Source organism: Paraburkholderia translucens, assembly GCF_020881035.1.
In the GTDB taxonomy this organism is placed as follows: domain Bacteria; phylum Pseudomonadota; class Gammaproteobacteria; order Burkholderiales; family Burkholderiaceae; genus Paraburkholderia; species Paraburkholderia translucens.
The window spans coordinates 245,113-264,997 of sequence record NZ_JAJITC010000004.1 but is presented as its reverse complement, the minus strand read 5'-3'; the positions used below and the strand labels follow the sequence as shown (position 1 = coordinate 264,997).

Genomic DNA, 19,885 nt, shown 5'->3' with positions numbered 1-19,885 from the left:
GCTCTCTCGCCACGTGCCCGGAATCTTCAGGCCTTTCGCGAGGTATCTTCACAAAATTAAAGTGATACTGACCGGCATCCGCACAACCCGGACGAGACCCGCCCTGTAGCGTGAGGCTGGCATTGATTTGCCACGCAGTCGGTACGGTGGTGGACATCGGGATTTCTTTTTTTCGCCCGGAGTTCGCGACTACCGCGTGCCGGATGCGGCCGCCCGGCGGGCATTGCCGGGCTGTCAGTCTGACTGCACTTTGACCGGCCAGGAGATCGGGTTTGCAGGCTCAGCAGCAGACTGGAATGCGTGGCCGCATTGCCCGCCGTCACGCCGGCTCGCGAGCCATGCGCCGTTCCAGCACGATCGGCAGCCGTAGCGTGAATTCGCTGCCCGTACCGGGGCCGGCACTGGTCGCCGACACTGTTCCGCCATGCGATTCGGCGACCGCTTTCACCACGGCGAGACCCACCCCCAAACCGCCGGCACTCGCCGCAATCGTTCTGCTGGATTGAGCGAACAGGTCGAAGATATGTGGCAGGAGCGCGCCCGATATGCCCAGGCCATTATCCTTGACTGACACCACAAGGTCCTTCCCGTCTGCGAGCACGTTCACGGCGATGCAACCCTTTTCCGGCGTGTATTTCACCGCGTTATGCAGGAGGTTGTTGACGGCCTGTGCGAGACGCACAGGATCGCCTTCAATGCGTAGTGCCCTGTCGGCAATCTGCACGGTGAGCGTCTGGCCGCGTTGGGCTGCCGCCAGTGCGGCTGCGGTGAGAGGGGCGGCCAGAACCGCAGCGACTTCGATGGGAGTCTTGCTCACACGGAGCGCGCCGCGGTCGATCCGCGTTGCATCCATCAAGTCCTCAGCAAGCCGGCTAATCTGTGTGATCTGCCGGTCGAGCATGTCGATCGACCATAACACCTCCGGACGATCCGCCGACGCCCTGCGGATAAGGTGGATGGCGAGTTGCATTGGCGTCAACGGTCCACGAAGCTCGTGCGCCACCATCGCAAGAATTTCGTCCTTGCGTCGTAGCGCGTCGAAACGATGGGCGGCCGACGGAGCATGGCTGGAAAAAGCGATGGCGGCTCGTTGCTGTGGGCGCTCCATCATTTCATCGTTCACGTCTGCGTGGTGCGTGTCGGGCGTGCCAACGGACCACCGGAAAGACTCTGGATGAACTGACATGTTGATCCCCATATCGCGCCCTTCGGGTCGCGATGCACCCGTAAGCGGCGGTTCCGATGTCTGCCTCGCGAGAGCGACCGGAGGATCGCTGGTACGCGCAGGTTGAAATAGCACAATCCCACAACTGATACGGTAAGTCTGTACGGTGACGTTCGGATCAGTACAAACAACCGGATCAAGCGCAGTCGCAGGCTCGGACTAGCTCCACCCATTGAGCTGCTGGGCGAATACACGCAACGATGGGTCTGCCCCTGTCGCTGCAGGCAGTCGTCGACGGCATGAACGATCCTGAGGTGCTGGCGCTGCCGCCCCACCTGCGCCGGCAGGTGCTGTTCGACCGTGCGGCGCCCGCCAAATACCTGGGCTCGATACTGGTGCTGGATGCATCGGGCAAGATCGTCATCGACTCTGGCAGGAATGTGCCGCGCCTGGGCAATTTCTCGGATCTCAGGTATTTCACCGCGCAGCGCGACAACCCGAACGCCGGCCTCTATATCAGCGAGCCGTATACGTCACGGCTGCGCAACGACTCGCCCAGCATTGCGTTAAGCCGACGGCTTTCACATCCGGACGGCTCGTTTGCGGGCATCGTGCTGGTTGCCGTCAATCTCGAGTATTTCCATATGCTGTTCGCCGGACTGTCTCTCGGCCCGCACGGCGCCGTGTCCCTGATCGGCCGGGACGGCATCGTGGTCATGCGTCAGCCGTACGATGTGCGCACCATCGGACGCGATATCAGCAAGGCCACCGGCCTCACGGATCTAACTGTTGTTGCCGACCGGGGCTACTTCAAGAGCGAGGAAGTTCTGCAGTGCGATGAGGCGGGCATTACGGCCTTCGTTCCCAAACCACTGACTTCGGGCAAGAACGCGGATGGGTACTTCGGCAAGCAGGATTTTGTCTACGTTGCTGGAGATGATGAGTACCTTTGCCCCGCCCACGGGTCGCGCACGGCGCCTTCGATCCATTAGGGGCACCGAACTTGTGTCGAACTCAATTGTCGATTCACACCTGCGTCGGCGAGAGCATTCCGTCGACGAACGAGGCTAGGGGACGTTGGAGAAGCGGGAAAAAGTTGAACATTTTTGCAAAGCCCTATATCGAGGGGCAACATATTTGCAAAGACTTTTGCATCTCGAATTGACGTGATGCTATTTCGGGTAAACTTTCACAGTGACCAATGCGTGGCTAACCATTTGATATTTAAGGGCGCCCTCGGTCCAACACTTTTGCAAAGAATCAGCTTGTGCGGAACGGAATTAGAAACGTTTACAGATAAACGCTTCTTGGGATTTCTGCTATGCATGCCGCCGATAAGGCCTTGTTTTGTCAGCGCAAACGCTTTTAATTCAAATGCCGAAAATCGGACCGATTGGCGGGAATGTTCGCTGAAGTTGTCGCCGGAATGATGCACAAACTGGAGAGCACCAATAATTTCGGTTAGGGGGTGCCGTTAGTTTCCGTTAGCAGCAGCTCCCCGCTGCTTCGAACTTCTTGTCAGCAAACGAGTAAGCGGAAACTAACGGTCGTATCCCGTATCCGACTGATGGCGCTCACCGTGCGCAGGCGGATGTATCAAGAGCCATTCCACCACCCCCTCCGGATACTCCTGCGGCCAATTCCCTGCGAGCAACCGCACCGCCTCGCCGACTTGTTCCCACCTTTTTCATCTCGAATCGGCTTAGTCCAGACAATCTGCCCACTATCTGCTCAGAATCTCGTGTATCTGCTCAGGCGTGGGCAGATACTGGCGACCAGACTACCGGAACGCTAGCTCACGGGATTGAATCAGCCTCACCCTCCGGCTAGCACCTAAGCTTAGACTTTTTCGGTATTCGGTGACACCCGCAGCCACTCAACCGCTCCTTGCGGGTACTCCTGCGGCCAGCTCCCTGAGAGCTCCCGCGCCGCCTCGCCAATGCCCTCCCGCGCTGTTCCCAAGCCGGCGCCCTCCCTTTGATTCGAGAATCGCTTGCGCGCAATCCAGCCTGTCCATCGCGCGCTGAAGGCGTTCAACCATCTCTTCGCTGAGGCCGAGCTCGCGTCGGACGACTTCGACGTCGGTGACCGCGTCGGCTAGCAACACGCCAACGAGTGTTTTCGTGCGTGCCTCAAGGTCGGCAGGAGGTGAGCGTCGGTTCGTTGCTAACAACTCCCGAAGCGAATTGACGAGTTCCCGCGCGCCGTCCGCGAGAACAATTTGCCACACCCATTGACGTAACAGTCTGTTACATTCATAGGATTAAAATAAGTCGTTTCGGCGAAGAACCGAAACGACTGATGAGAGATGCAGTAATTCCGAAACGAGGGTTTACAGTGCAAGCTCCAGGGGCGGGCAAGTGTTCGGCGGCTGACCAGTTACGCGTCGAAGCTGCGCTAACGGCTTACTATCTGCGTTCTGATGGGGCTTTTGGTGCTGGCGCGCTACGGTATATCGACGCGTCCGAATCGCAGCTGCGCGCAGCTTTAGAAGTCGCACATGACGCAGACCCCGTAAGAATTCTGGCAGAAGCATGCGGTGGTCCGGCCGCGATGGCTGATGCGCTAGCCTATGGCCTCGTGCCATTTAAGCCTCGGCCGGGGCTACCGGGGTTTTTCCGGTTCCTCGTGATGACGTGTGCAATTGTCGCATCTGCCGACAGTAACGACTCCACTCGGGAATTCGGTGAAAACCTCGCCCGGGCCTTTGGAACCCAAAACCCCTTCAACTACCGTTCGTCGTTGCCTGACCTGTGGCATCGGCTGGAGAACTGGTGCAACGAGGCGCATGCCGCCGGGGAATCAGTCCGACAGATGGTGCTTCCACCTCCGGGCACGGGCAAGCATTTGGGCCTCACAAACGCGATAACTTTCCCGGCTTGGCGTGACGTCCGGCGACTACGTCAACTTCTGGACCGTCGAACGGCGTACCGCGCAATCGCCGGTCCGGCTGAAGCCGCAATTCAGCTTTGCCCCTTGGTCGAAAACGACACCAGTTTTTCGCCGGCAATGCGCCAGGCAAGCGTGGAGTACCGGCAGCTTTATCTGAAAAAGGCGTCGTTGCTGGGACTGCATCGCTTCTGGGTAGCCTTGGCCGGTCTTCTGCATTCACCGGCATCAGAGCGAATGCGGACACCGCGCCTTGAGCTCCGATACGGTGCAATGCTCGACGACGTGGAGCTGCGTGTCATCCTGGCTGACAGGAAAGGCAACGTCGACCCGCTGCAGGTCCTCGAAAATTTCCCTGACCAAGTATTGGCGCAGGCTGGAGCTTGGGCTATCCAGAGGGTCGGAAAAGGCGCAAGCGAAGCGCTGGTTTCTGCCATCAGCCGCGGCGGCATCCCGTTCGTCGAGACCCGGTTCGGCGTCTGGCATTCGAATCTGCTCGAGCCATCCATCCCCACCCGAAGCCTTCTGCTCTTGTCGAAGCAAAACCGGGATGTCGCCCGAAAATGGGGCGTCGGTACGGATGCGATTGGAGATAGCTGGGTACTGACGGGCCCCATCCCAGCGCGCGACTGTCGCTCCGTGTATCAATACCTCGCTCTCGGTATCGAATCACCCAGCTCGCCTTCCCAGGCCATGACGCTTGTCGGCGGACACAAGACCGGCTCGGGATTTCTCGGCCGGGAATCGCTTCTCCCGCAAATCAGGATTCCGGGCCCAGGAGCCGTGACCCTCCGTCCTGAGCAGGAAGATGGCGCGAGGTGTGTGCTCCATCGTGAGTCTGACGCCCTTTATTCAATCGTCGGGAACACTTCTCTCAAGGGTGCATACAAGCTCCGCCTGGACGAAGACATAATTCCGTCGGCAGAGGCACTCGCCATCGAAACCTCGGTCGTCTTTTTCCCCGACGCCCTCGAACACATCAAGCTCGGAGATATCGACGAAGCGACGTGGCGACACCGCGAGGAAGCGCGCGTTCGCCCCATGCCGATTGTCCTGACAGACATCACTGATGACCATCCACCGTCGGACAGCGAGCGGTCCGCACGATTCCAGGACTGGCTGGAAGCGTTGTACGCAGGTGGCCGTACTGGTTGGTCGGAACAGGAACTTGTGCCGACCATCCGCGACGTCCTCGGAAAGGACGCTCCCCCTGTCTGGGACATACTGCGCGGATTGATGGAGTGCGGTTGGCTCCGGTCAACGTCCAACCTCAGATGGCGGGCGCGCCGATGGTGGCTGACGCCGCCGTCCCTCCTCAATATTAGGAATACAGAAGGAGTGGAAGGGTTAGTGCTCGTTGGGAGCGCACCCGCGAACATCCGGCACCGCTTCCGGCAAACCGCTCAGGCCGCCGGCTGTACTGTAATGAAACGGCCCGGGGCAAGTGAGTACACAGCGTGTATGCACGTCGCGACCGGACCCGCCCTAGGCGAGGTCGCAAAAGAACTCGGATGGGTGGTCTCCGAACGGCGGATATGCGCACCTATGGCTGCGCCCGACTGCTGGCCATCGGAGAACGTCGACGAGTCTCGCCATCGACGCGTGGCGAGATGGAATTGGGATACGGGCGGATTCCGAAGCCTGGATACCACGAACTCGGGGCCGGTAAACCTTGAGCGGTTCCGGCGAGAACGAGGTGACCGGGATGACATCTTCGTTGTCACGGGCCCCGACTCGGCGCGATACGTGACCACCTCTCGGACATCGGCAATCATCGAGGCGCACCGACGCGCGCGAATCGCGATGTTCAGATGGGACGGTTCCCGTCTCGTACGAAATAGCCAAGAAGGCCACCTCGTAGAGCCACTCGCGAATCTCGCCATGTTTTCCTCCTGTCGAAGCCCCGGTCCGGCATTGGTGGACGGACGCTGGACATATGTCTACGAAATGACCGCAGACTGCGTCGGCTGGATACGCTCCGCGTTCGGCCGGGCGTTCGTCCAGGAGAAGTCGGCGCTTAACGCAAAGTTGAGCAGCCTGTCTGCAGAAGCACTCGGATGGTCCCGAAACCGGAAGGTATTTCGGGTTCAGGAATTGATGCCGCCCGCTGTCGGGCGCCCGTGAAAATGAGGGTTATGGGGTTGTAATGGACGACGAGCTGTTTTTGGGAAAGGTCTATAGAAACGAAGCGAACTGGGCACGGATGGAGCCCCTCGCAGTGCGAGTCGCAGGAAAATGGAAAAGAATCGAAAACACTATGGAGATGTTTCCCAAGGAAGGGAAAATATTCTCGACGCGCGGCCTGCTTAACGCCCCCACTGACAGCCTGTGGACATTCACGCGGCGTCCGAACGAGCTACGTGACCTACATGGTCCTGACCTCCTGCTCGCCGAGAACATCGTGCGGGCGACGCCAATTGTCGACCTGTCGTCGATTTCGGTGGAGATGGCACGACAAAGACTCTTCAATCAGGGCGTTGACCTCCGACTTGAATTCAGCTCGGTGACTGCGGTCGCCCTGTTGTCCGATGACCTCTTCTGTGATGTAACGCTCACGCGCTCGGCCGATGGTCTCTGGCGAAGCAACAGCCTCTCCCGGCCCGTGCAATTGAAGGAAACGCCCGACGGTTGGAAATTGTCGCTGGACTTCAACGGATTGCAGGTCATTCCAGTTCAGGCCATTCCGCATACGCCCGTCATCAGCACGGTCAACTGGTGTAGTGACCAGGACTTTATCGAGCGCGTTATCGACCGCTTCCGCAAGTTCACGCAGGGCTTTGGAGACACCCCTTATGCGCGACCGTCACGAGATGTCGTCAAATACATTTCTCGCGCACTCCGGCAGGCGGACCTCATGCCGGGAGAAGACAACGGCATTGTGCTTGACATGGAGCGGCTCCGGACAGACTGGCCGATACTCGAAGCACGACTGGAGGCATCAGAGGAACTGAGTTCGTTGATACTTGAGCTCAAAAGTACCAAGGACAAAGTAGCGGCCGCGACGGAACTGGCGACCCGTTGTGCTCTCGAGGAGGCACGGCCTGGCCTTGAACGTCAGGTGAGAGAGGAACTTGAGGCTTCCCTTACCGAATCACGACGTCAGCGCGACGAACTCTCAAGAGAGGTCCTGAATCTGGAGCAGCGTCGTGCCCAAGCTTTGAGCGACCTCGCAGAACTGGAAGGACTATGTGATGAGAGGCGTGAGCAACAGAAGGCGATTTCGGACGGCTTGTCGGAGGTTGCCTCAGAATTGCGCACCAGCCTCGCTCAAGGCCCTATTCAAGGCCATCCCGCACTGTCTTTCGTTGCTGAACGACTTGAGGGCATGCTGACTCAGCATGGTTACCATGGGCCGTCGCTTATTCCACCGGTCATGCCGCCTTGGGGAACCGGATTGCCGAGTGGCGTCTTCAACGAAATTGGATACGACTCCTTGAGCGTCGTCATCAGCGAGGAAGCAAAGCGCCATGGAGTCGACGAAAGCGCGCTACGACTGACTGACATTTTCGCGCGAGCGGGCGAGTTGGTCATGCTATGCGGCCCGCAGTCCGAGCTCGCCCTCCAGGCGTATGCGCGCTGCGTCTCTGCCGGTGTTTATCGGACGATGGCCGTGGACCCCAGCATCATCGGTCTTGACGACCTCTGGCGGGCACCCGGGACGCAAACACCGACAGCATTCGCGCATGCCTGGCAGACTGCCTTGGGTGCTCCCGAGTGTTTTCATATCGTCTGCATACGCGACATTGATGCCGCGCCATACCGTCTTTGGCTCTCGTCGCTTCAGACCGTCCTCCAGAGCGCGTCCCGTCCGACAAACCTTCTGGTATTCGCGACGACCACAGGGCGAAGCGACCAGCAGTCTGGCGTGGGGTCTCCCGACGATAACCGGTCCGAATACCTAGTTCCAGTTTTGCCCGGCGTGCATGTAGCCGGCGCCGTCGCCGCGCTGGCGAGCGTTGCTGCTCCATTACCGCCACCTAACCGCCTGACGATTGCCCCGGATGCCGTCCCGACCGGTTCTGCCGCCGACGACTGGCTGACACGGGTCGTCACATTCGATTTGCCTCCGAGCGTGCTCGCCCGCCTCGCAAGATTCAGAAGTCAGTTCATTGGCGACGACTTCGAGGGCCTGATGGCAGCCGTTCAAGGATGGGGACAGTTTCTCGGCTCGAAGGATGCAACAAGCCTCCCGTCATCAGTGAGAGACGGTTTTGCGTCGATGACGAGTTGAAGACACAACAATCACGGTAAACGACATGCTCGACCCAATAGGCGCCACCCATAGAATCCGGGAATTCTTCCTGTCGTATCTGGAAACCGCTTTCCGGATTCGCGACCAGTCAGTCTCGGCAGCGCGACGAGAACTGCTAACTCGACACGGCACTCTAACCACGGAGCCCTTTCTCGAGCCGGTGCCACGCTATGAGCAGGTGGCGCACTTCCTTCAGGACCTCGTCCTGCTCGACTCGGGGAATCCGCTGCGCTCCTTTTCGAGTGCGGCCCGACGCGCCTTTGTCGAACTGGCATTGTCCGGATTATTTCCCGGCGAAACATCCGGCAGAGAGGACGTACGGCGAACCAGTAATGTGCGCCCCTACCTGCATCAATGGCAGATGCTCGAACGCGGAGTGGGTCGCGGTACGCCTGGAATCGTGACGTCGGGAACAGGCTCCGGAAAGACCGAATCATTCATGCTGCCCATCTTCGCGACCATCGCTCAGGAGGCCGTGCGGTGGCCAGCGCCACATGGCGAAAAGCTCTCGAACGAATGGTACAAAGAAGCTGGACGGGATTTCGTCGCACAACGGTCCAATGAAAGTCCCAGCCGACCCAAAGCTGTTCGCGCGTTGCTCATCTACCCGATGAACGCGCTGGTCGAAGACCAGATGACGCGGCTACGCCGTGCGCTCGACTCCGACGAAGCCACATCCGTAATGGATGAACGATTCAGCGGAAATCGCATTTTCTTTGGCCGATACACTGGCGCCGCGCCGGTCACCGGCCATCTCAATCATCCTCGACGGGCAAACACTGCACAGGAAAAACGCAAGCGGGCGCGACGCATGGAGACGATGCGCAGCCGGATGAGCGACCTGGCAAACACGCAGACACTTGCGCGCGAACATGATGCGCGCGAGCTTGCCGATGCACACGCGGCTGGTCGGGAGGGCCCTGAACCCACAAGGTTTTTGTTTCCCTCGCTCGATGGCGCAGAAATGGTCACCCGCTGGGACATGCAGGCGACCCCGCCGGATATCCTGATTACCAATACGTCGATGCTCGCGACGATGCTCGTGCGCGAGGTTGACGAACCAATCTTCACATCGACTCGCAAATGGCTCGAAGAAAACGACGATGCCTATTTCTTTCTGGTCATGGACGAGCTTCACTTGGTACGCGGCTCGGCCGGAATGGAAGTCGTTGGCCTCCTGAGAAGCCTCTTCGCCAAGCTGGGTCTCGATAGACCGCAGCATCGACATAAGGTCAGGATTCTCGCGTCGAGCGCCTCATTGCCCGACGAGGGTCCCGACTCGGAGGTCAGTCTCCAATATCTGTTTGATTTTTTCGGCAGCTTTGGCTCAGCCCGGGAACCCGGCAACCCCGGTTTTGACACACCCGCAGACTGGCGCAATGCAATCGTGCGTGGACGGCAACTGACACAGCGATTCGATGGCGCGCTGCCGCTCTCTGCGGAGCCGTTCGTGGAGCTCGCCGCCGTCCTGGACGTCAACGGCTCTGATTTTGCTCCACAAGTAACCGCGCGCACATCCGCGCTCGACGTCGCCATCACGCGTGTCGCGAGGTCGTTGGGAATAGACGCAAATCCAACGGATGTCGCCGCGGCTCTGCCCAAAGTGATTGCCGCCGCGTCATCCGCAATTGTTCATGCCTGCACGACCGGCGATGGAACGTCCACAGTGCTGCGTGCCACCGCGGTCAGTGAAATCGCCCAGCGACTTTTTGGAAGTGATGGCATCGACGCCGAGAAAGCCGTTCGAGGGTTGTGCATCCTGCGCGGGCTTGCTGACACGATATCAACGCCCGAACTCTACGGCATTACTGTTCCAGACGGACTCCCCAGCGTCCGCCTTCATTCCTTCTTCCGGAGTATCGAGGGTATGTTCGCCGCACCCTATCGGGACAGTGGCGGAAAACTACACTTCGACGGGCTCTCGGTTGAGCGCGGTCTCACGCATGCTCGGTGCGATGACGGTTTGACCCGGCGATTGTTCGAGCTCGTGTACTGCGAAGCATGCGGCGAACTGTTTGTCGGTGGACGTCGAAACGCCGACGACAACTTGGGGGCGACCGAACTGCTGACGACTGCGCCGAACCTGGAACAGCTACCCGAAGCTGCCGCGATTACCAACTACGAAAGCCTCAGCTACAACGAATACGCGATTTTCTGGCCGCGGCGGGACGAGCCGAAGGACGGTGAGACCAGGCACGAACACTGGCCCGATGCGTCTCTTGATACGCGCAACGCGATGGTGACGCCCGTTGTCTCTTCCGACAACTCGCGTCTCGCGGGAAGGCTCTTCCACATGAATCAGGCGGACGACCTGGCCAAGAAGCCCGGGTCGGCTTCACCACGCTGCTGCCCCGCTTGCGGGACCGACTACAGCAGGCGCAGGCCAGGGATGGGGGCCCTGTCGCCGTTGCGAAGTTTTCGTACCGGTTTCGCGAAAACGTCGCAATTGCTCGCGACCGAGCTGTTTTCGGCCTTGAAGGTGAGCGGCAGAACACCCAAGTCCGTGGTCTTTTCCGACAGCCGGCAGGATGCGGCACGTGCCGCACTGGACATCGAGCGCCGGCACCATCAGGATACCCGCAGGCAGATGCTCATCGAAGCGCTGAAGTTTGTAGCTTCCGCGCGGCCAACTGAAGAAGCACGCAAGGAGAAGGAAAAACAGGCCAAGGAGGCACTCGCGAGGGGGGACTTCCTGGAGCTGAAGAGGCTCTCCGATGAGCTGGCAAAGTTGCAGCTTGCGACTGACCCGTCACGGGTCGCACTTGCCGAGGTAATAGAACCGGTACTGCTGACTTCGAACGAATTGCGCTCCTACCTGCGGCGACATGTCGAGCTTGGCATTCATCCGACGGACTCCGCCGGTATCGGATACATCCGGAATGAGCCGTGGAATCACTGGGTCATTCCTGCTGGAGCAAGCGGGAAGCCGGAATGGCCCGCACACAGCGACAGCGGGGAGGCTGGGGAAGCTCGTGCCGAGATTCGTGAGGACCAGCGTCCGTTGACCTACGAAGTGCTGTTCGCGAAGACCTACTTCGCGCTCGAGGAGACGGGTATTGGCTATCCGTCGATGACCGCCAGCCAGACCAATGATTCGAACCGGCTCGATGCCTACCTGCGGGTGTTCGCAGATGCGTATCGTGTAGCAGGAAACCGTTGGTCCGACGAAGCGGCCCATGTCGACAATGCGCAGGAGTTTGGCCCAAGGCACCGGATTTTCAAGTTCGCGCGCGCCAGCGTACCCGCGGCGCCGGTCGTTGAACTGGACGACGTGCTCGATAAATTCAAAGCCCTCGAACATGCACACGGTATCGTGGAGCTCAGCAAACTCTACGTCAGGCTGAGCCAACGAGGAGACCCCTACTATCGTTGCAAGAACTGTGGCCGCGTTCACCTTCACCGAGGAACTGGCATATGCACGCGCTGTCTTGACCCATTGCCTGTGGAGCAGGAAGGCAATGTCGAACAGCTGTGGGACTCGAACTTCCTGGCGCGACGCACGATGCGTTCCGAATCGGGCAACGAATCGGCGTTCCGACTGCATTGCGAGGAGCTCACAGGGCAGACTGGCTCGCCGGCTGCCCGACTCAGAGCCTTCAAGGGAATTTTCGTCGGAGAAAAGAAGTCGCCTGAATTTGAGCTCTTCAAGCGCATCAACGAAATCGACCTGCTGTCGGTCACGACGACGATGGAGGTTGGTATTGATATTGGTGCGTTGCAGGCCGTGTATCAGGCAAACATGCCGCCGCAGCGATTCAACTACCAACAACGCGTCGGTCGGGCGGGTCGCCGTGGTCAGGCATTTTCAATGGTAGTTACCTTGTGCCGGAGCCGGAGTCACGACCTCCACTATTTCCGCAATCCAAAGCGAATAACCGGTGACGTACCGCCTCCGCCGTTCCTGACCACCGGGCATGTCGTGATTGTCGAACGGATTGTGCGGAAGGCCTGGATGGCTGCCGCGTTTGGACGCCTGCGGGATGAAGACGGTCCCGCTTACCCAGGCGATGACCTGACAGATACGCATGGCGAGTTTCCGCCCGCATCCAGCTTCTACGCCGCCACTGGCAACTGGCGTAGTCGGCTTGAGGGAGCGCTGGCTGCAACGCTCGCAACGCGGGACCGGGTCATCGATGCCCTGTCCGACCAGGACACGACCCAAGCCAGGACCATGAAGGACGCAATGACGCCGCAACACCTGGCGCACCACGTCTGGTCCCTTGCCGGAGAAGGGGCGGGCAGTCCACTGCCATTGGCACAGTTTCTTGCCGAACAGGGTTTGCTGCCCATGTACGGCATGCCGACAAGGGTACGCGACCTGTACGTGGGCATCGAGAACAACGAGGAAAACACTCCTGAATTCGCAACCGTTGACCGGGACCTTGATATCGCGGTCTACGAGTTTGCACCGGGACGTTCGCTAGTTCGCGACAAACGAAAGCACGAGTCAATCGGCTTCTCGCCGGCGCTGCGCGAACCCGATGTGCAGCCGAATCGCGCGACGTCGTTCGGGTCGTGGAAAGCAGAAATCCGATACATCGCGTTTTGCGAGTCCTGCGGGGCCGTGTCGAGTCTGGCCGACCTCCCGGGCGAAGTGGTCCAATGCGTGGATTGCGAATGTGACATTCCAAGCGAAAGATTCACGAGATACACCAGTCCGGTTGCTTTCACCACTGATTTTCGGCCTAAGTCTGTCGAGGAAGGAGAACTAGCGCCCGTGTTCCGGCGCGTAACGACGACTGAGGCCTCAAGTGTCTCTCTCGACAGCGTGCCCGGTTCGAACATGTCGGTTGGCACGACAGCGGACGCACGCGTTCTCCGGCTCAACGAAGGCAAGCTCGATGATTCCGGTGCTGCCCAGCCGTTCGCCATGGTCCCGACAAAGGACCACCGGGTGCCGGCACCGGGAAATCGGAAATGGTCGTTGGACGGTCAACTGCTTACCGAAGAAAAATTCGCCGAACTGGATATGCGTGGCGCTGCGCGACGCAATACAGATTTGACCGATGAAGCGGTCCGGCTGATGGCACGTAAGAAGACGGACGCCGTGTATCTCACCCCCGTCCGGGTTCCGGAAGCGCTGGATATCGGCCGGGTTGGTCGCGACTTCGGGGACACCTCGGTCCGCGCGGCGCTGATTAGCGCGACTCATCTGTTGATGCAGCGGGCCTCCCTCGAACTCGATATCGCACCCGACGAGTTCGAGGCTTTGGAGCCGCGCCTGCGCAACGGCAGGCCGTTGCTGCAGATTGCAGACTTCCTCGTGAACGGCGCCGGATTTTCAAACCGCCTTGCCAATGGAAATCCTCCGCTCGTCGTCAGGCTCGCGAAGTCCATGGTCGACGCCCCGCTATCGGACAGCCTCGTTGCACCATACTTTCACGAGGCGCATCGCGGTACATGCTCACAGGCTTGCTACGAGTGTATGCAGCGGTATGGCAACCGGGCCTATCACGGTTTGCTGGACTGGCGGCTCGGACTGTCGATGCTCCGGGTATTTCTCGACGCGTCGTCGATAACGGGCCTAGACGGCAACTGGGCCGCCTCCCCTGAGCTCGCCGACTGGCCGGATTTGGCCTGGCGCGCGGCGGAAGACATTGCCGCACTCAGCCCCGACCTATACGACCTGAAGCGGGTTGGCCCCCTGCGGCTGCCGTCGATACAGGAGCGCAATACTACGCGTCGATACGTAATCGTTCATCCGTTCTGGTCGAGAAAGGCCGTGCTGGAGAAATGCGCAGACGGGTTTTCGGGAACGACGTTGTTGGTTGACACGTTCCAGGCGGCAAGGCGGCCGCAGCGGGTCCTTTTCGCGGCACGTGAGCATGCCCAGAAGCATGGACTGATATAAGCCTCCCCCGCGAGCAGCCATACGCTCCCGACTCCGGACCCACCGGGCGGGAGCGCCAGCGGTGCCAGGCGTGCTGCACTCGCCTGCTGCCTCACCCACTGACGCGCGGGAGTGGCGGCGCGTCGACCGTCTGCACATGAAAGCCGCAATATTTGCTAAAAATCCTCAAGGTCGTTGGCAAACTCGAGTATCCTTCCGGGTGGCGCGCGGTAATCCGGTTCCTGGGTAAACGCGTCAGAGAAGTGCGACTCAATCCCGGCATGAGGTTTCGCACGCGCCTCGAAACAGCGACAGATGAAAAAATGAGATTTGCAGGACTCTTTGCCGGAATCGGCGGATTCGAGCTCGGCCTGGCGAGGGCAGGACACAGCAGCGGACTGCTCTGCGACGTTAATGTAGCGGCCGAAGCAGTGCTAAAACGCCACTTCGCCGACGTGCCTTATCATTCCGACATAACGACGCTGAGGTCCCTGCCGTCCGACATCGACGCAATCTGCGCCGGCTTCCCATGCCAAGACTTGAGTCAAGCCGGTCGCGGTGCGGGGCTTGACGGCCAAAAGTCCGGGCTCATTGCGGAGGTATTCCGCCTGTTGTCCCGACGGCGCATCCCGACCGTTGTTATAGAAAATGTGCCCTTCATGCTGCAACTAACCGGAGGCGCAGCCATGCGGGCTATCGCTGACGAGTTCGAGCGCCGCGGCTATCGCTGGGCATATCGCGTCGTCGATACCTTTGCATTCGGCCTGCCGCAGCGGCGGGAACGAGTCTTTATGGTGGCTTCGCGCGAAATCGACCCTGCAGAGGTGCTTCTTGCCGACGAAAACACGCTTACTCGTCCAAAGACCGACGTGGGTCGCATTGCGCATGGCTTTTACTGGACCGAGGGGCTAACGGGACTCGGATGGGCCGTCGACAGCATCCCGACACTCAAAAATGGCTCGACGATTGGCATTCCGTCGCCACCGGCGGTGCTACTGCCAGATGGAAAAATCGTCAAGCCGAGCATCCGGGACGCGGAAAGATTGCAGGGATTTGCACCGGGGTGGACAGAACCCGCCGAGAATGCCGTCCGACCGTCTTTTCGCTGGAGTCTCGTTGGAAGTGCAGTCAGCGTACCAGTCGCCCGATGGCTGGGGCAACGGTTGAGCGACCCAGGGACTTATAACCGACAACTAGACGGCGAGTTTCCGGCGTCAGGCCGGATTCCACGGGCCGCGCGCTTTGATGGGAAGCGCAGATATCAGGTATCCATAGGCGTCGACCCATTAGGGCATCGACCACCCTCGCTCTCCGAATTCTTGATGGATGAAGGCGACTCGCTTTCCCTGAAAGCAGCACTCGGCTTCCTGACCCGAACCCGTCGCGCCAAGCTCAAGTTTGACGACGCATTCATAGCGGCAGTGGAGCGCCATGTTGAGCTGCTGGGTGGCGAGATTCCACCCAGGATTGAAAGACAGCTGGAACTGCTGCCGGCCTGACATTGATGTTGAGGGACGCAGCGCGAGATACGGAACATTTCAGGTAATTTACCATGGCAACGACAGCACGAAACCAGCTGCGGTTTATCACGGACGAAGACAAAACGGCAGCTGAAGCGCAGGTTCGTGAGCTGCAAACTGACGTCGACTACGAAACAAAGGAATACACGGTCGAACTCATCGTGCAGAAGTATCTCGAAGGAGAGCCCGAGGACGCTAACGAACTTTTCGTTCCGGCCTACCAGCGCGACTTCGTATGGAACCCCGACCGTCAAAGCAAGTTCATCGAGTCGGTGATGCTGGGTCTCCCGATACCTTATGTGTTCACGGCTTCCCTTGCGAAAGACATCGATTCGGACGAAGGTCGTGTCGAAATCGTCGACGGTTCGCAACGCATTCGCACTCTCGCGGCCTTCCTAAACGACGAGCTGATTCTCGACGGCCTAGAGAAGCTGTCCAAACTGAACGGATTCAGCTTTTCGGACATCGAACTCTCACGCCAGAGAAAGTTCAAGCGGCGCCCTATTCGTGTGATTGAATTATCGGAGAAAGCAACGGAATCGGTCAGGCGCGACATATTTGAACGCATCAATACAGGCAGCGACGAGCTCAGGGCGATGGAAAAACGCAAGGGCATCTTTACAGGACCCTTCTACGATTTCATCGCGGAATGCGCTGCCCTTCCGCTGTTTAACGAAGTGTGTCCGATTTCCTATCGCAAGCAAAGGAGGGAAGAAGCGGAAGAGATGGTACTTCGTTATTTCGCGTATGCCGACCGCTATGAACAATTCAGTCATAGCGTGCGAAGCTTCCTTGACAGCTACCTGAAGGACCATCAGAACAAATTTGATAAGGAGAAGTTGCTCGCCCGCTTTGTGACGATGCTTGAGTTCGTTCGCGACAATTTTCCCTTTGGCTTCCGGAAATCTCCTACTAACTCGTCCGTTCCACGAGTCCGTTTCGAAGCAATTTCTGTCGGCGTAACACTCGCACTACTGAAAAACCCTGCGCTCAATACCTCGAAGCAAGATATTGCCGACTGGTTAGCGTCAGAGGAATTTTCGAAACATACAGTTTCCGACGCGAGCAATTCGCGGCCCAAGGTGAAAGCCCGTATCGAATTCGTCCGAGACCAACTTCTGCGCGTATAAAAAATGCACTCCGTTCGCGCTGACTTCGACAAACGATGTGCCGAAATCAAAGACTATCTCGATTGGCTTGAAGACACAGAATCGACGGACCACAGCATCCCCAAGGGATTGCCGCCCACTATGAAGGCCGCCGCGATGTTGTTGCTTTACAACCTAGTTGAGTCGACCATGACCAACGCGGTAGAGGCCATATTTGACGAATTGCAAATGAGAAAAGTGGCATTCGACTCACTGAGTACATGCCTCAAGGTTGCAGTGCTTGCGAACGTTAAAAACGTGGCTGCAGACAAGCTAACGGATAAGCTGGTCGCCATAACCACCGACATCATTGGCTGCACATTTGACAAGGCCAAGGTATTCAACGGAAATGTGAATTCGAAAAAAATACGCGAAAAATTAACCGAATTCGGGATTAAAACGACCAATGCCTACAAAGAGGAGCGCCTTAACGCCATTATGGTGGCCAGAAACCGGCTTGCGCACGGCGCGGAATCCTTTGGCGATTACGGCAAGGACCTGACTGCGAGCGAGCTCATTCGCGACTTTGAACGCGTAAGTACCCTGCTAGCCGCAGTGCTCAACGACGTTGAAGAATTTCTCACTCAGCGTCACTATCTGTCCGCGGTTTGAATCGCGACACGTATCCGGCTTACGCACCCCGTCAGGTCTTTTTTCACTTCATGCTCCCACACGCGTACAACACGCCACCCGGCTGCGGATAGTTTGTCATCGACCTGTTGGTCTCGCTCTTGGTTCCGCCTGATTTTTTCTGCCCAAAATGACGCATTAGATGCTGGTTTAGTGCCATGTAGCGGACATCCGTGCCAGAAGCACCCATCGACGAAAACGGCGACCTTGACGGAGGGAAATACTACATCCGGTCTCCCCGGCAGGGAATCTGCAGCCTTCAGGCGATACCGGAGACCTGCCGCCCAGAGCGCGCGTCGCAATCGCAGCTCTATGTTTGTTCCTGTCTGGCGCACCCGCCGCATACGGGCGCTCCGCTGCTCCGCAGTGAGTATGTCGACCATCAGAATGCCTTTTTGACCCTCCGCTTCACTCAGCTACAGAATAAACCACTGTGTGGCGAAGCGAATCGTACGGCGTAGGTTCAAGTTTGTGGGCGCCGACGCCTTATTGACCCGTATGCCACCTTCGGCTGCCACACATGGGCGGCCATAATTTTCAGCTGTTCGAAGGTCCGCCAAGTGAACGCATTGGGTCAGTCCGATGTCCGCGAGAGGGTCGAAGGCTGAACTCGAACAGCGCGAGGCATATCTTGATGGCCAGGGAGGACATCTCGATGTGACTACGTGTTTACATGGCGACGGACGCTCAACACCTTGCATCAAAGTTGACGAGACAAGGTCATACGTAGGCGGCTATCGCATCCCGATTCGAAGGAAGTAACAACCGGTCTTCCCAGAAAACCTTCAGCGTATGAATTTAAGGAGCTCGACTGGTCGACGGGCTCTGTCGGTTCGTCTTCGAAGTCGTTCAAATCGGATGTGCAATCGACATTTTTCGAATTCCGCCTCACAGCACGTGAGGCTGGTCGAACGAGGGACTGTCGCCCACGGAGAACGGCAGGAGTGTTGTGAGGTGTGCGCCGCGGCACTATGGCGCCGCTGTTGGGGCTATTTCGCGACTTCCTCCCGTGACCTGACGTTTCCGTATAATGCTTGTATGTAGGTGTCGAGTTCTTATTTGAGGTTTAGAACGCGGCAGACGAATGAGGTCATGAGAATCAAGAACCCAATCCCGAACACAGAGCCTTTGGGACATCGGAGCAAAAACAACGCAATCGTACGTGTCCCCGCAGCGAGAGCGAACGGAACAACTATGCGGGTCGCGAAATATGCGAGTTTGGGAAGGATGCCAGAAAGCAACATCAGGAAGACCAAGGACGCTGTAATCACGAACCAGACCGGTAGTAGTGTTCCATATTTCTTTAGAAACACGTTCGCAAGCAAAGCGAAAATCAGGAAGGCCAATGCGAGAAACAAGCCTATCCACTGTTGTCCCGCAGTTGCTATCAGGTCCTTCATGTCATCATCGGCGCTGTCGTGAATGGGCTGCGTCACCCGCTGTATCAGTCCATTGATTCTGTCGCGCTGCTTTCCATCAAAAAAGTAGTCGGCGGCCATAAAGAGTGTAGCTGTGAACTGGAGGAGAAGAATTGTCGAGTCTTTTACCATGGTAGCTGCTTGATAGATTTCGTTTGAATTGGACAACACTTGGTCGGATGAAGAACCGCGTTCGACGTTGTCGTAACGACCTCTCTCCCGTCCATTAAGCGATTCGAAGCTTCGGGAATCGGCATGTAATCTGCCACCGATATTGAGGTACGTACAGACCGCCTCAGACAATGAAGCATCAGCTGCTCGTAGTGAGGGCTTTTTACATTGTCGGTCGTCCGCTCGGCTTATCCAGCCCAGTCGGAATATCGGCAGCCGAGCTTGAGAGCTTGAGAGGGCTACCCGACAAACCGAAAGTCGACTCGTCGACTGATATATCTGCCGTTTGGTCCAAGCTCGATACGGCGGGGGCGCAGGCGCTTGTATCTCTCCGAATATCTTCCCAATCTGTTTTGACGTACTTTTCCGACTTCGACAGCATCGAACATCGCTACCTTGAATTGCACGCGCTGGTCCGTAGCTAGCTTCAACACACGGGCAACCAACAAATTGGACTGACGGGTACGAGACGGCCGGTCTTGCGCCGCATTTATTGGAGAGACGGCGCGCCACTCGCGCTCATAGCGCCATTGAGGCGCCTTTGCAAAAAAGTACTGCTCAAAGATTTTCTTCTCCGCAGCCGTCGAGCCCTTAATCAACCACTGATGCAGGTCGCTGACGTGTATAAATCGGCTTGAGCGGTAGTCAACCTTCGCTCTTCTTTCTGTGTCTGCCATTAACGACGAAGCCGACGGAGTTCCATTAGGAAGTTTGGCGTTGATACGTCGATAGCTCGGTTTGATGAAGGGACGGGATGTGAAAAATAAGTGCCCGCGGCTCCTGACAGGCTTTTGCACGTGACAACTTGCCGCACTGGTGGAAGTGTAGAGGGAGACATAACTGAGAATTGGCCCTTGCTACA

The 19,885-nt window shown here is 58.2% G+C and carries 9 protein-coding genes and 1 pseudogene; 7 read left to right on the top strand and 3 right to left on the bottom strand.

What is annotated here, in order from left to right; all coding sequences use genetic code 11:
• Positions 1-319: 319 nt before the first annotated feature.
• Entirely contained in the window at positions 320-1,198 is an 879-nt protein-coding gene (locus LJ655_RS09030) for a sensor histidine kinase (RefSeq protein ID WP_230560907.1), read from the bottom strand.
• 239 nt (positions 1,199-1,437) lie between these two features.
• Between LJ655_RS09030 and LJ655_RS09025 the strand changes: the two are divergent.
• The 7 genes and pseudogenes from LJ655_RS09025 to LJ655_RS08995 form a co-directional block, all read left to right on the top strand.
• Positions 1,438-2,124 (top strand): annotated as a pseudogene (locus tag LJ655_RS09025) (cache domain-containing protein); the annotation flags it as partial.
• A gap of 1,594 nt (positions 2,125-3,718) precedes the next feature.
• On the top strand, positions 3,719-6,178 hold the full coding sequence (locus tag LJ655_RS09020) for a hypothetical protein (RefSeq protein ID WP_230560906.1): 2,460 nt from the start codon (positions 3,719-3,721) through the stop codon (positions 6,176-6,178).
• A 22-nt stretch (positions 6,179-6,200) separates the two neighbouring features.
• Positions 6,201-8,285 (top strand): hypothetical protein, encoded by a 2,085-nt coding sequence (locus LJ655_RS09015; protein ID WP_230560905.1) that lies wholly within the window; start codon positions 6,201-6,203, stop codon positions 8,283-8,285.
• A 25-nt stretch (positions 8,286-8,310) separates the two neighbouring features.
• Positions 8,311-14,157, top strand: coding sequence for a DEAD/DEAH box helicase (locus LJ655_RS09010; RefSeq protein ID WP_230560904.1), 5,847 nt, complete (start codon positions 8,311-8,313; stop codon positions 14,155-14,157).
• Between the two features lie 152 nt (positions 14,158-14,309).
• Positions 14,310-15,635: a DNA cytosine methyltransferase gene (locus tag LJ655_RS09005; RefSeq protein ID WP_230560903.1), complete on the top strand. Its 1,326-nt coding sequence runs from the start codon at positions 14,310-14,312 to the stop codon at positions 15,633-15,635.
• A gap of 53 nt (positions 15,636-15,688) precedes the next feature.
• On the top strand, positions 15,689-16,786 hold the full coding sequence (locus LJ655_RS09000; protein ID WP_230560902.1) for a DUF262 domain-containing protein: 1,098 nt from the start codon (positions 15,689-15,691) through the stop codon (positions 16,784-16,786).
• 3 nt (positions 16,787-16,789) lie between these two features.
• Positions 16,790-17,416, top strand: a complete 627-nt coding sequence (locus LJ655_RS08995; protein ID WP_230560901.1) for an MAE_28990/MAE_18760 family HEPN-like nuclease — start codon at positions 16,790-16,792, stop codon at positions 17,414-17,416.
• On the opposite strand, the gene LJ655_RS08990 is transcribed toward LJ655_RS08995, so the two are convergent.
• Positions 17,398-17,817: a very short patch repair endonuclease gene (locus LJ655_RS08990; protein ID WP_268991369.1), complete on the bottom strand. Its 420-nt coding sequence runs from the start codon at positions 17,815-17,817 to the stop codon at positions 17,398-17,400. The two genes, LJ655_RS08995 and LJ655_RS08990, sit on opposite strands and share 19 nt — an antisense overlap.
• 672 nt (positions 17,818-18,489) lie before the next feature.
• Entirely contained in the window at positions 18,490-18,984 is a 495-nt protein-coding gene (locus LJ655_RS08985; protein WP_230560900.1) for a hypothetical protein, read from the bottom strand.
• Positions 18,985-19,885: the final 901 nt, after the last annotated feature.